The 13,005-nt window shown below is 33.3% G+C and carries 13 protein-coding genes; 6 read left to right on the top strand and 7 right to left on the bottom strand.

Annotated elements, in window-relative coordinates; genetic code table 11:
- The first annotated feature begins 228 nt into the window (after positions 1–228).
- Positions 229–1,713 (top strand): serine hydrolase domain-containing protein, encoded by a 1,485-nt coding sequence (locus EQ029_RS02585; protein WP_011274945.1) that lies wholly within the window; start codon positions 229–231, stop codon positions 1,711–1,713.
- A 107-nt stretch (positions 1,714–1,820) separates the two neighbouring features.
- Complete coding sequence (yidC, locus tag EQ029_RS02580; RefSeq protein ID WP_011274944.1) at positions 1,821–2,654, top strand: membrane protein insertase YidC; 834 nt, start codon at positions 1,821–1,823, stop codon at positions 2,652–2,654.
- An 86-nt stretch (positions 2,655–2,740) separates the two neighbouring features.
- Here yidC and EQ029_RS02575 read toward each other — a convergent pair whose 3' ends face one another.
- The 4 genes from EQ029_RS02575 to EQ029_RS02560 form a co-directional block, all read right to left on the bottom strand.
- Positions 2,741–3,592, bottom strand: a complete 852-nt coding sequence (locus EQ029_RS02575) for an NAD-dependent epimerase/dehydratase family protein (RefSeq protein ID WP_033079725.1) — start codon at positions 3,590–3,592, stop codon at positions 2,741–2,743.
- 55 nt (positions 3,593–3,647) lie between these two features.
- Positions 3,648–4,121 (bottom strand): DUF1440 domain-containing protein, encoded by a 474-nt coding sequence (locus tag EQ029_RS02570; RefSeq protein WP_016930757.1) that lies wholly within the window; start codon positions 4,119–4,121, stop codon positions 3,648–3,650.
- Positions 4,122–4,405: 284 nt separating this feature from the next.
- Positions 4,406–5,338 carry a 2-dehydropantoate 2-reductase gene (locus EQ029_RS02565; RefSeq protein WP_016930758.1) on the bottom strand — a complete coding sequence of 311 codons (933 nt, stop codon included), beginning with the start codon at positions 5,336–5,338 and terminating at the stop codon, positions 4,406–4,408.
- Between the two features lie 183 nt (positions 5,339–5,521).
- Positions 5,522–6,916: an MFS transporter gene (locus EQ029_RS02560; RefSeq protein ID WP_011274939.1), complete on the bottom strand. Its 1,395-nt coding sequence runs from the start codon at positions 6,914–6,916 to the stop codon at positions 5,522–5,524.
- 434 nt (positions 6,917–7,350) lie between these two features.
- On the opposite strand from EQ029_RS02560, the gene EQ029_RS02555 reads away from it, so the two are divergent.
- Both EQ029_RS02555 and EQ029_RS02550 read left to right on the top strand, forming a co-directional pair.
- Entirely contained in the window at positions 7,351–9,105 is a 1,755-nt protein-coding gene (locus EQ029_RS02555; protein WP_046464668.1) for a sensor histidine kinase, read from the top strand.
- Positions 9,106–9,876, top strand: a complete 771-nt coding sequence (locus EQ029_RS02550; protein ID WP_011274937.1) for a response regulator transcription factor LytR — start codon at positions 9,106–9,108, stop codon at positions 9,874–9,876.
- A 35-nt stretch (positions 9,877–9,911) separates the two neighbouring features.
- On the opposite strand, the gene EQ029_RS12535 is transcribed toward EQ029_RS02550, so the two are convergent.
- Entirely contained in the window at positions 9,912–10,106 is a 195-nt protein-coding gene (locus EQ029_RS12535) for a hypothetical protein (protein ID WP_136720968.1), read from the bottom strand.
- 42 nt (positions 10,107–10,148) lie between these two features.
- Between EQ029_RS12535 and lrgA the strand changes: the two genes are divergently transcribed.
- A complete protein-coding gene (gene lrgA, locus EQ029_RS02545) occupies positions 10,149–10,604 on the top strand; it encodes an antiholin-like murein hydrolase modulator LrgA (RefSeq protein WP_011274936.1) in 456 nt (151 codons plus the stop codon).
- Complete coding sequence (gene lrgB / locus EQ029_RS02540) at positions 10,604–11,305, top strand: antiholin-like protein LrgB (RefSeq protein ID WP_011274935.1); 702 nt, start codon at positions 10,604–10,606, stop codon at positions 11,303–11,305. Before lrgA ends, lrgB begins: the two co-directional genes overlap by 1 nt.
- A 59-nt stretch (positions 11,306–11,364) precedes the next feature.
- Here the strand turns inward: lrgB and EQ029_RS02535 are convergent, their stop codons facing one another.
- Positions 11,365–12,051 (bottom strand): ABC transporter permease, encoded by a 687-nt coding sequence (locus tag EQ029_RS02535; RefSeq protein WP_011274934.1) that lies wholly within the window; start codon positions 12,049–12,051, stop codon positions 11,365–11,367.
- The gene (locus EQ029_RS02530; RefSeq protein ID WP_011274933.1) at positions 12,051–12,998 is read right to left on the bottom strand and encodes an osmoprotectant ABC transporter substrate-binding protein; all 948 of its coding nucleotides are present in this window, start codon (positions 12,996–12,998) and stop codon (positions 12,051–12,053) included. The genes EQ029_RS02535 and EQ029_RS02530 overlap by 1 nt, the downstream gene beginning before the upstream one ends.
- Positions 12,999–13,005 lie beyond the last annotated feature (7 nt).

Here is a 13,005-nt window from a genome sequence, read left to right as displayed (position 1 = left end):
ATTTTGATAAAAAGTATAGATGCCCCCACTATTTTAATGTAATTTATTACCATTAAAGTTACATTTTACAGTTATATTTATTTGTAAAATTTCTATTATTAATTATTTAAATCAATAGATAGCAACTCAAAAGAAGTACAAGAGCAATTTATGAAAAAACTTGCTATACTATTGTCGTTAACAGTGTAAATTGTTCGCTACTTAAATCTTATGATCAGAGGATTAAAAATGAAAAAGACATTTCTTTTCAGTGGAGTCGTATTAGTTATTATCTTATTTATTTGTTCAATCATGATTAAATGGCAACCCAACTATTCAATGATTAGCCCTACTTCTCAAAATTATTTGGACAGCATTGTCAAAAACGAAATGAATGATGGTCACATTCCTGGCGTCTCTGTATTAATTATTAAAGATAATAAAATGTTACTCAATAAAGGTTATGGGTATGCAAACATTAAAAATAAACAAAAAGTAACTTCCAATACACGCTTTGAAATTGCTTCTAATTCCAAAGCAATGACGGGATATGCCATTATGCAACTAGTCAATGAAAGGAAAATCAAATTAAATGACCCTATAAGTAAATACATACCTAACTTTCATATGAAATATAAAGGGAAAAAAGTAGAAATTACTATTAATCAATTAATAACTCAAACTAGTGGTATTCCAGGAGATATCACTGACAATGATAAAATTACAAAAAAGACGGATAGTCTAGATGGAATTGTTAACAGTATTAATGGTCGTTCACTGAACCATCGACCAGGAGAACAGTTCGAATATGCTAATATGAATTACGATATTTTAGGTTTAATTGTTCAGAATATATCTCATTCTCCCTATTCATCTTATATGAGTGAACATATTTTCAAACCTTTAAATATGAAACATATTTCTACTAAAGAAAGTAATAAAAAAGGCGGAGATGATGCTCAGGGGTATGATATTCAACATAATAAAGCATACTCAGATAATCCAAAGTTTAATATCGGTGATAACCCAGCAGCCTATTTAATGGCTAGCACACATGACTTAGAACCTTGGATAAAATTTCAACTTCATCCCCCAAAACATTTAAAATCTTTAGTTGAAACTACACACAAACCTAAAGTTAAAACAAATGACGATGATGATTCTCAATATGCAACAGGCTGGTTTGTCACTAAAGATAATCAAGAAACACTTATCTATCATCCGGGTACGCTTGAGAACTATTCATCTTATATTATTTTGAATCCTAAGAAAGACTATGGCATTGTTGTTCTCGGAAATGCTTATTCTAGTCATACGCCAACGCTTGCCAAACATTTAAATACACAATTAAGTCAAGGACAGCATATTGACACGGTACAATACTACATCAATCAATACCAAACTATGATTATTGTAGTTACAATCGTGATTTGGATCATGGTTGCTATAACTTTGATTTACTTATATCGTCATATGACCAGTCATCAATCGATCCTATTAAGCTTTCAACGTAAAAACACGAAATATCGAATACTCATTCTTTCAATCGGCTTTATTTTAATTTTAGGCCTTCTACATCTATTGCCTTCATTGTTACTAAATGGCTCTGATTGGCAATTTATTATGACATGGCTACCAGCACCAGCTAAAGTCACTATACTAGGTTTCATCACTTTATTAACGAGTCTTTTTGGTTTAGTTCTTTTAAAAATAATTACAAATACAAACAAATAAAAGTCATAAAATTGAGATTAACTGCTACGCTAAACATACGAATATGTTAAGCTAAACATATTAAAGACTAAGATTATTAAAGACCTCAAGCACATAGGAGATTATAAATGAGAAAAAAATGGTCCTTATTCTTAATGAGTATTGTCATATTATTGGGTGGATGTGACTATTCTCATAAAGAAGATCAACATGGGTTCTTTTATACTATATTTGTTAAGCCAATGGATATGTTACTTCACTTCTTAGGTCGTACATTCCATGAGAATTATGGATTAGCTATTATTGTCATTGTACTTATCATACGTCTTGTACTAATGCCACTAATGTTTATCCAAGTGAAAAACATTCACATTATGAGAGGTAAAACTCAGGTAGTTAAACCGGAAATTGAGAAACTGCAAGATAAACTAAAGAATGCTGATACACAAGAAGAACGTACTGCAGCTAATAAATTATTAATGAAAAAGTACAACGACTATGGTATTAATCCATTCAAAAGCCTAGTTGGAACTTTGCCGATATTAATCCAAATTCCTATTTTATTAGGTTTATACGCTTGTATTAAATATCCAACGAGTGGTGGTATTATCGAGCACCCTCACTTTTTATGGTTCAATTTAATGCATACGGATTTAATCATGACATTTATAGCAGCTTTACTTTACTTCATTCAACCTTTGGTCAATGCAATGCATTATCCAAAAGAAGAAAGACGCACATACTATGTCATGATGGTATTATCGCCATTATTTATTATTTATGCATCACTACAATCTGCTTCAGCCTTAAGTTTATACTGGGCGATAAGTGCAACGTTTTTAATTATTCAAATGCATTTTGCACATAGCCATTATGCAAAAGTGGGTAAAGCAGCAGGTGAACAACTCAAACGACAAATTGAGCAACAACGTCAAAATAAGACTAACGATGATAAGGCTTAAAGTAATAAAGACATTCCATCAATACAACAAGCACTGTTACAAGCTAATTGCAATTAGCTTGTAACAGTGCTTCTTTTACTAATAATTTATTTTAATGGGTGCATGCCATCTTTCCATGTATTATAGATTAGTGTACCACCTTGTTCTTTAAACTTGTCATTTGTAATGCCACGTTCAAATGGTTGTGCGGGTTGGATAGTGACTTTAGGATCCACACCAACTTCTTTTGAATACCATGCTGCAAAGTCTGATCCTTTTACTGGCTCGTCATCTGCAACATTATAAATACCAGTATCAAAGTTCATCGCTTGAATAGATACTTCAACAGCATCATCTAAATGAATGAATGATGTGACACCATCTGATAATGTTACTTCGCCATCTTTAAATTGATTATAAATCATACCGTCTTTACCATACCAAGTACCTGGTCCATATAACCAACCGAAACGTAACACAACATATTGGTCCATACGAGCGGTTTCTTTTTCAAGTCCAACCACGCCATCTACCGTAATTTTTCTGTCACCATCTGAATGATTATCTAATGGTGTTTCTTCAGTAGCAAGTCCTTCTCCTGGTTCATACATGAAACCAATACTTTGAGCTACTACTTTTTTAACATCAAATTTAAGTGCCGCATCAGTTAGGTTTTTACCGCCCTCTATACGCACTTTTGTGTTTGCAGCCATATCAACATTTTTTAAATCTGTAATTTGATTAATGATAATTTCAGGACGAAAGTCACCAATTGCTGCATCAATAGTATCAGCTTTTAAAATATCACCAATATATGCTTTAGCATTGAGTCTTTCTAATTTCTCTTTACCTCTCTCAGATGTAGTGAATCCGGCAACTTCATGTCCTTCTTCAACCAAACGTTTTGTTAATCGTGTTCCGATTAATCCTGTTGCGCCTGTAATAAATATTTTAGTCATTATTGTACTCACCTTTCTATTTCTCTTTTTCTGAAAATGAATATCTCAATCTAACCTACTTACTAGAATCTCTAATCATATCAATAGTATTCATCCAAACGATATGACCAAACAACTCTGAAAGTCGTTCTTCATAAGGTAAGTCTTTAACCTGAGGTGTCAATTTCAACTTTGGCAATAAATATTCATGAAACGCAATATGAATAGCAACGCCAAATAATGATCCTTTTAAGGCAGTGATTCGTGGAAATCTTTCAGCTAATAAGCCATATGCAAGAGCATTTGCTACAGAGAAGCCATAATGAATCCCCATAACCGTTATTGGAATATCATTACCATTATAGTGATAGGTTGCTTTTTTTATTGAATCTGGTAATCCCACCTGATTCAATAATGTCATTGGAGGGGTTTCTTTCTCACGTTCCGGTGTTCTAGGCGGAACGATAGCTTCCCAGCCAATCTTAACCGCACCACTTAGCAATCCACCTACAATACTTGTAATAACGACACGTTTCGTTGAACGATTCATTCTAATAACAGCTCCTTAAATTCACTTAACCTTCTTCTACCCGTTTAGGACTATTTTATAATCATTCATATTTCAATAAGGATTAAGCGTATCACTTTTTGTGATAAAGATATAATTATTCGATTTAAAAAAGGAGCAAGACTGAATCCAATTTGAATCCAACATCTCACTCCAATCCACCTTACCATTAAGGTGATTCCACAATTCAATCTTAAATCATAGAATCAATTACTTTTATTCAGATACGAGTTGATGACATACCCTTCATGTCTTCTAATTGGACATTATTTTGCATGTCGTTGTTGCTCTTTCGCATGTACCATATTCGCTACAAATTGGTTAACTGGCGCATCAATATGATGTTCTTTACCTAATTGAGCAACTGCTCCATTAATATAATCAATTTCTGTAAGACGATTATTGTTAATCAAATCTTGATACATTGATGGATAATGTGGGCCTACCTTTTCATTTAAATCGATGAGATAATTGTAAACTTCATCTCCATTTAAATGTACGCCATCTACCGTTGCAACTTGTACAATTTCCTGTGTAATCTTGTAAATAAGTTGTTTCGCATAATCACTCTCATTTAAATTTGATAAACGACATTCTAATATCGTACAAAGTGCATTAGCAGTACCATTCACACAAATTTTCTTCCAAATTGATTGTTGCAGCTGCTCACTTTTATGTGGATTAAGACCAGATTGATCTAACAGTTCATACACGACATCAACATTAGCTTGACCTTTAGGTACAAGTGCACCAATTTCAACCGGACCTGCCCCCATTAAATGTGTATGTCCAGGAGATTCTAATCCTGCAGTCCATGTAGTAACACCGCGCACAATTCGTGATTCGTCAACATAATGTTGAATTAAACGTTCGTGCTTCAAACCATTCATCGTACAAACCATAATTGTATTGTCATGAATGTGTGCTTTAATATGTTCCAGCATATCTTGTAACTGCATCGCTTTAGTGAATAAAAAGATAACATCAAATTGAGCATCTTGTGGAATATCGTTATGTTGATACATCGTCATGTTAAGATGATGATTTTTACCATTGATGTCTATATGTAAACCTTCTTGTATAACTGCTTTCGCTTGTGGCTCCCATCCATCAATTAACGTTACATCATACCCTTGACGGTATAACATCGCACCAAATCCGCTTCCTAACGCGCCAGAACCTGCAATTGCTATTTTCATATGTCACGACCCCTTTTTCCTAATGATGATTTTAAAATACTACTTTAAATTTATAACGTCAATATTGTAAACGGAATATTCACAATTTTAAGATAATTAATATAAATTGTTCTTTAATTTATTAAAAAAGATATCGAACTCTAATCGAATTCGATATCTCACTATTAAAAACTAATATTTATATTAATTTGTTCTTAATTTCTTAGGAACTAAAATTAAAATTACTATAAATGCAGTTAAAGCAATTCCGGCATTGAATAATACGCCAGCAGCGCCGCCGAGTTGTAAATTCATGAATGATGCACCAAAACCATAAATGGTACTAGACATAGCAACACCAAAAGCATTACCTAAAGATGACGCCATTTTATACAATCCAGATGCTACACCTACTTTATCATCAGGTGCTTCTGCAACCGCTGTATCAGTAGAAGGAGTAGCATATGTACCTAAACCGATACCAAATAATAAGTAACCTATAATACTTGAAATGATATAAGCAACATTTGGTAAGAATGTTAAAGATAATAGTAGTAATCCTAAGAATGCAAAACCACTACCTACTAATAATGGTTTTTTAGCACCAAGTTTTTGTAATAATTTTTCACCAACACGAATCATGATTAGTACAGCTACAAGGTACGTAATTGAAATTAAACCTGCTTGTAATGAGCTAAAACCTAATTGACTTTGATAATACGTATTAACAACAATAAGTGTACCACCGGCAACACCATTTAACATAAAGTTGGATAATGTCGCACCACTATAACCCTTATTTTTGAAAATATGAAAATCAACTAACGGGTTCTCTGTTTTTAATTCTCTAATAATAAATAAGATTCCTGCAACTAAGAATACAGCACCAAGTGATAAGATCATTGGCGAGAACAGTCCTCGATCTGCAGCTTGCGTAACCATCACGTTAACACTTAATAGTGTAATAACCAATAGTATTAAACCAGTCACATCAAATTTTGTTTTAGTTTCATCTACACTAGGTTCAACTTTAGTCTCGGGTGTATGTTTAATTAAGAAAAAGGCTAAAATTGAAAGTGCAATTGAAACAATAAAAATCCACTGCCATCCAATCGTTGAGGCCATGAAACCACCAAATAATGAACAAATACCACTACCGCCCCAAGAACCGATAGACCAGTAACTAACAGCGCGTTGTCTTTCTTTTCCTATGTAATATTCATTTATTATTGCAAGTGTTGACGGCATAATTAATGCACCTGATAAACCTTGTAACGCACGTCCTACTAATAGCAACCATGCGACAGGTGCGATGATTAAACATAATGAACCAATAATATTTAATGCTAAGCCGATGTATGTCATTTTTACTCGACCTAATTTGTCTGCAATATCTCCTGCCCCTACAATAAATAGTCCAGAGAACAATGCAGTTAAACTAATGGCAATGTTAATCGTACCCATGTCTGTGTTAAATGAAGATTGTAACGTTGGAACAACGTTAACTAATGATTGTGCAAATAACCAGAATGTGAGTACCCCGATTATAATACCAATTAGTAATTTATTATCTCCCCTAAATTGTTTTGAAGACTCCATCTCGAAAAATTCCTCCTAAATTACCCTAAAACTAATCTACTCAAGTTGATTTAAGTCCTAATAAAGCAACTATAATGAGTGTCATCAATTTTATGTCTATAGCGTTAATTAATAAGTTCCCTATTTCTATAATTTATTAACATGTGCATCATGACTTTCATTATTTGACGTTAGATTATGTTAGATACAACACTCACTTAAGAAATTAGTTTACATTGAAAACCTTATCATAATTAAGAAGAAATGACTTAATAAAATACTCTAACTTTTTCAATAAATATTTTTAACAACATACTCAAAAGTGCAATAAATCAATAATTAGATACCTACAAATTATAAGTTTTAATTTTAAACTATTAAGTTAAAATTATCCATATTATAATTATAGAAAGGATAAGTATTTTAACTGAAACTACAATGAATAGGTGCTTACTATGTTTAATTTATTTATATTATTGCTTGAACGTGTAGGGTTAATCATTATTATCGCCTATATGTTAATGAATATTAATCACTTTAAAACGATGATGGGCGAACGCGAAAAATTGCGTTCTCAATGGCAATTAACAATTTTGTTCGCTCTATTTGCTATAACTTCAAATTTCACTGGAATTGAAATTGAAAATGGACATATTGTATCTAGTAATATTTATTACCACCTAAATGACGATGCATCTATGGCAAATACACGTGTATTAACAATAGGGATGTCTGGTTTAATTGGCGGACCTTTCGTCGCAATTATAGTAGGCATTGTATCAGGGTTGTCACGCCTTTATATTGGCGGTGCAAATGCATACACCTATCTCATTTCATCTATTTTCATCGCACTTATATCAGGGTTTTATGGTTATCGTACAATGCGTCGCTATACTTACCCAACCGTTTTAATGGGTGCCATTATTGGTGCAATTAATGAAGCAATTCAAATGGCATGCATACTCATCTTTGCCAACGATACAGCTTCTGCATGGTCGCTTGTTCAATTTATCGCCTTACCTATGATTTTAATCAATAGTATTGGGACAGCTATCTTCTTATCTATAATACTTTCAACATTAAAACAAGAAGAGCAAACCCGTGCTATTCAAACGCATGATGTCTTCGAAATAGCGAATAAAACGTTGCCGTATTTTAGGTCTGGTTTAACTGAACAGTCTGCACGTTCCGTTGCTGAAATCATTCTGAAATTGATGAACGTATCGGCGGTTGCTATCACAAATAGAACAGATATTTTAACACATGTGGGCGCTGCAAGTGACCACCATGTTGCTAAAAAAGCAATCATTACCGATTTATCAAAAGAAGTCATAAAAACGGGTCATTTAAAAGAAGCACACTCTAAAGAAGAAATCGGATGCAACAATCCAAATTGTTCTTTAACATCTGCTATCGTCATCCCTTTAATGATTAATCAAGAAGTAGCCGGCACATTAAAATTTTATTTTACAAATGAATATGAAAACACAACATCGACGAAACAACTCGCACGTGGCCTAGCAGATATCTTCTCAAGTCAATTAGAATTGGGTCAGGCCGAAATGCAGAGTAAACTTTTAAAAGATGCTGAAATCAAATCGTTACAGGCACAGGTTAATCCGCACTTCTTCTTTAATGCGATTAATACCATTTCAGCCCTCGTACGTATTGATAGTGAAAAGGCAAGAAAGTTATTATTGCAGTTAAGCCAATTCTTTAGATCAAATTTGCAAGGAGCTCGAAATAACACCATTACTTTGGAAAAAGAATTGCAACAAGTAGAGGCCTATTTGGCATTAGAACAAGCACGCTTCCCTGATCGATTCACAATTCAATATCATATTGATTCATCATGTAAGCATGTGCTTATCCCACCTTTCGTCATTCAAATTCTAGTTGAGAATGCTATCAAACACGCCTTTAAACACCGTCGCAAAGATAATATTATTGATGTAGTTGCACACCATGACAATGAAGAATTAACATTAACTGTTCGTGATAATGGAAGTGGCATTGATGATGATAAGTTACCATTGATTGGACAAATGAGTGTCGATTCAGAGACAGGAACTGGTAGTGCCTTAGAAAATTTAAACAGACGGTTAATTGGACTTTACGGCACAAAGGCCGCCTTACATTTTGAATCAACAGAAATAGGAACGACGGTAAGTTGCCATATACCATCACACACAATAAAGGAGGATATTTAAGTGAAGACGTTAATCGTTGATGATGAACCATTAGCTCGAAATGAGCTTCATTACTTATTAAATGAGATATCTGGATTTAACGTGATTGATGAAGCTGAAAACATAGAAGAAACGTTAGAAAAACTTTTATCAGAAACATATGATTTAGTCTTTTTAGATATCAATCTTATGGATGAAAGTGGTATAGATTTAGCACAAAAAATAAAGAAAATGAAACAACCACCACACATTATTTTTGCAACGGCACACGATACATTTGCAGTTAAAGCCTTTGAACTTGATGCAATTGATTATATACTCAAGCCTTTTGAACTTGAACGTATAGAGCAAGCAGTCAATAAAGTTAAGCATCAAATATCTAATAGCAATGAGATAGATCATATAACAAGTGAACCATCTACGCTATCAATGCAACAAGATGATCGCCAAGAAAATGAAGACCAAACCGTACTACCAATTGAAATGAATGAACGTATCTATGTGATCCGAAAAGATGACATCACAGCAGTTTCAGTCAACAATGGGATAACAACGATAAATACCACTCATCGCACATATCAAACTAATGAACCACTTAACTACTATGAAAAGAAATTATCGAATAACACATTTATTAAAATTCATCGTGCGACTATCATTAATAAAACGCATATCGATAGCGTTGAACATTGGTTCAATTATACCTATCAAGTAACCATGACATCGGGAGATAAATTTCAAGTTAGTCGATCATTTATGAAGGCATTTAAACATGAAATTGGCCTTGCTTAACCAGTCAAACATACAACGTAAACATATTAATCATCTTAATAAGTATTTAATCTATGGCAAACATCAATATTTGATACGCCAAATAAGGTTAAATACTTTTTTATTTTATAAATAAATGTCTTATCATTTGTTATTATTTTGACTATTTGATTTTCAACTTGAATATATTGCAACTCACGTCCTAATTTTTGTAAGTCACTGCCAAAACTCACAATAGTAAACGTTTTCATAATATTCTATCTGTAAGGGAAAGAGAAAGGGAGCGTTAAAATATGGCAAATGAACAATCACAAAGTAATGCTCATAAAGGAAATCATAAGTTAGCAAAAACGTATAATTTCTTTCAGCAAGCATTAACGATTGCTATCGTACTATTTATATCTAAAATTATTGAAAGTTTCATACCATTTCCTATGCCAGCGTCAGTAATAGGACTCGTATTACTATTCATCCTATTATGCACTGGTGTGGTCAAATTAGGTCAAGTTGAAGGTGTCGGCACAGCATTAACGAATAATATTAGTTTCTTATTCGTACCGGCCGGAATTTCGGTTATCAATTCTTTACCAATATTAAGCCAACATCCTATTTTAATATTGCTATTAATTATTATTTCAACGTTATTACTACTTATCTGTGTAGGATTTGTTTCACAATTATTCGTAACAAAAACATTATTCCCATCTAAAGAGCAAAATGAACAAACTAAACTTGGGGAGGGTAACTAATGGTAGATCATTTAGGAATTACAACACCGTATTTTGGTATATTAGTCTCATTAATACCATTTGTCATTGCACAATATTTCTATAAAAAAACGAACGGTTTCTTCTTACTAGCACCACTTTTCGTAGCAATGGTTGCGGGGATCGTATTTTTAAAAGTAACAGGTATTAGTTATGAAAATTACAAAATAGGTGGAGACATTATTAACTTCTTCTTAGAGCCAGCAACAATTAGTTTCGCCATCCCTTTATATAAAAAACGTGATGTACTTAAAAAATATTGGCTACAAATTTTTGGGGGTATCGCAATTGGAACGTTAATCGCACTTATCTTAATTTACTTAGTAGCTATTGTATTCCAATTAGGCGATCAAATTGGTGCTTCAATGCTACCACAAGCTGCTACAACTGCGATCGCCCTTCCAGTATCACAAGGTATTGGTGGCGTCAAAGAGTTAACGTCATTAGCCGTTATTCTAAATGCCGTTGTTATTTCTGCATTAGGTACTAAAATTGTTAAGTGGTTTAAAATTTCAAATCCAATCGCTCGTGGTTTAGCCCTTGGTACAAGTGGACACACACTTGGCGTAGCTGCAGCCAAAGAACTTGGTGAAACTGAAGAGTCAATGGGTAGTATCGCCGTTGTTATCGTTGGCGTAATTATCGTTGCCATTGTTCCACCATTAGCTTCAATTTTATTCTAAACATTTTAAAAAGAACCTGAACACAATGTTGTGCTCAGGTTCTTTTTCATTTGTAACCATTAATTAATACTTTGAACTTTATTGTCTCGTTTCTTACTATTATTCGTTGGATCGAGTTTCTTTTCTAATAAACGTAATCCTAAATCTATAATAATCGCAATTAACGCAATTGGAATGGCACCAGCAAGTATATAAACCGTACCATCAGTAGAGTTTGTACCTCGTATAATAATATCTCCTAGTGTAGAAGCTCCAATAAATGAGCCAATTGCCACGATACCAATCGCTACAACTAGAGCAATACGAATACCACCAATAATCACTGATAATGACAATGGCAATTCAATCATACGCATGACTTGATTCTTAGTCATTCCCATACCCTTGCCTGCATCTTTAATATTGTAGTCTACTTCTGTAATGCCAGTGTACGTATTCTTAATAATTGGAAGTAACGCATATAAGAATACTGCAAACACTACAGTATTAGGCCCTAACCCAAGTGCTAGCATAAGTATTGCTAACATCGCGATTGCTGGAACTGTCTGGATAATATTCGCGATAGTAATAATAGGCCATGATAACTTTGTATATCTTGAAATTAAAATCCCTATCGGAATGCCAATAATACAAGCGAATAACACGCCATAAATAGACATTAATAAATGTTTGAAAAAGAGTTCCATCAGATAGCCAAAGTTCAAGGTATAGTATTCATAAAGTGAGCTTAACAAGTTACCTTTCATTATTTTTGACCACCTTTCTTACTGTCATCTTCAAAATAATTATGTTTCTTCAAATATTCCTCTGCAATAACGGCAGGTTCTTTACCTTTTCCATCCGCTTCATAATTTAATTTCTGCATTTCTTTAGTACTAATTTGTCCCTGTAATTTTTTCAATGCTTTGTCAATTTCAGGGTGATCTTTGATTAGTTTTTCAGTTGCTAATGGACTTCCATCATATGGTGGGAAGAATTTACGATCATCTTTTAAGATTTTCAAATCGTAAGCAGCAATACGTCCATCGGTTGAATAACCAACAGCAACATCTAATTTTTTATTTTTTAAAGCATCGTACACCAAACCAATTTGCATTGGGCGTGCACTCGCAAATTTAAACCCATATTCTTTTTGGAAAGCTGGATATCCATCACCAGCACGGTTCATCCATTGTGTATCCATGCCTAAACGTAATTCATCTTTATATTTTTTTAAGTCGGAAACTTTTTCTAAATGATATTTCTCAGCTACTTCTTTAGTAACCATGAATGCATACGTATTTTCAAACCCAAATGAGTCATAATATTTCTGATTATATTTTTCTTTAAATAATCTTTGTGACTCTGACATTGCTTTTTTAGTATCTTTTGTTGGTGGTGCATCAAGTACACTCGTCAATTCTGTTCCAGTATATCTTACTGCTGACATATTCACATCTCCACGTTGTAATGCATTATGTTGAATAATACTGGAACCTAAATTACCAACAATAGTAGGTTTTATTTTGCCATTTGTATAATGTTCTATCATTAGTTTTTCAATATTTGCCATAATTTTTGTTTCACTAGTTTCTGTGGCAGTAATCTTCACACTATCTTTACCGTCACCATCGCCTAAACCTGGTAAACTACATCCAGATAATACGATGAGAGACATTGCAAGAAGTATGAAAGTAAGTTTTAACTTTTTCATAATTTTA

Origin of the sequence: Staphylococcus haemolyticus, from assembly GCF_006094395.1 — a bacterium.
GTDB lineage: Bacteria > Bacillota > Bacilli > Staphylococcales > Staphylococcaceae > Staphylococcus > Staphylococcus haemolyticus.
The sequence above is the reverse complement of the archived record's forward strand: the minus strand, read 5'-3'. Positions and strand labels throughout refer to the sequence as shown.

Coding starts and splice junctions, on each gene's coding strand:
- EQ029_RS02585 (WP_011274945.1), top strand. CDS start 229: ATGAAAAAGACATTTCTTTTCAGTGGAGTCGTATTAGTTATTATCTTA.
- yidC (WP_011274944.1), top strand. CDS start 1,821: ATGAGAAAAAAATGGTCCTTATTCTTAATGAGTATTGTCATATTATTG.
- EQ029_RS02575 (WP_033079725.1), bottom strand. CDS start 3,592: ATGACTAAAATATTTATTACAGGCGCAACAGGATTAATCGGAACACGA.
- EQ029_RS02570 (WP_016930757.1), bottom strand. CDS start 4,121: ATGAATCGTTCAACGAAACGTGTCGTTATTACAAGTATTGTAGGTGGA.
- EQ029_RS02565 (WP_016930758.1), bottom strand. CDS start 5,338: ATGAAAATAGCAATTGCAGGTTCTGGCGCGTTAGGAAGCGGATTTGGT.
- EQ029_RS02560 (WP_011274939.1), bottom strand. CDS start 6,916: ATGGAGTCTTCAAAACAATTTAGGGGAGATAATAAATTACTAATTGGT.
- EQ029_RS02555 (WP_046464668.1), top strand. CDS start 7,351: ATGTTTAATTTATTTATATTATTGCTTGAACGTGTAGGGTTAATCATT.
- EQ029_RS12535 (WP_136720968.1), bottom strand. CDS start 10,106: ATGAAAACGTTTACTATTGTGAGTTTTGGCAGTGACTTACAAAAATTA.
- lrgA (WP_011274936.1), top strand. CDS start 10,149: ATGGCAAATGAACAATCACAAAGTAATGCTCATAAAGGAAATCATAAG.
- lrgB (WP_011274935.1), top strand. CDS start 10,604: ATGGTAGATCATTTAGGAATTACAACACCGTATTTTGGTATATTAGTC.
- EQ029_RS02535 (WP_011274934.1), bottom strand. CDS start 12,051: ATGAAAGGTAACTTGTTAAGCTCACTTTATGAATACTATACCTTGAAC.
- EQ029_RS02530 (WP_011274933.1), bottom strand. CDS start 12,998: ATGAAAAAGTTAAAACTTACTTTCATACTTCTTGCAATGTCTCTCATC.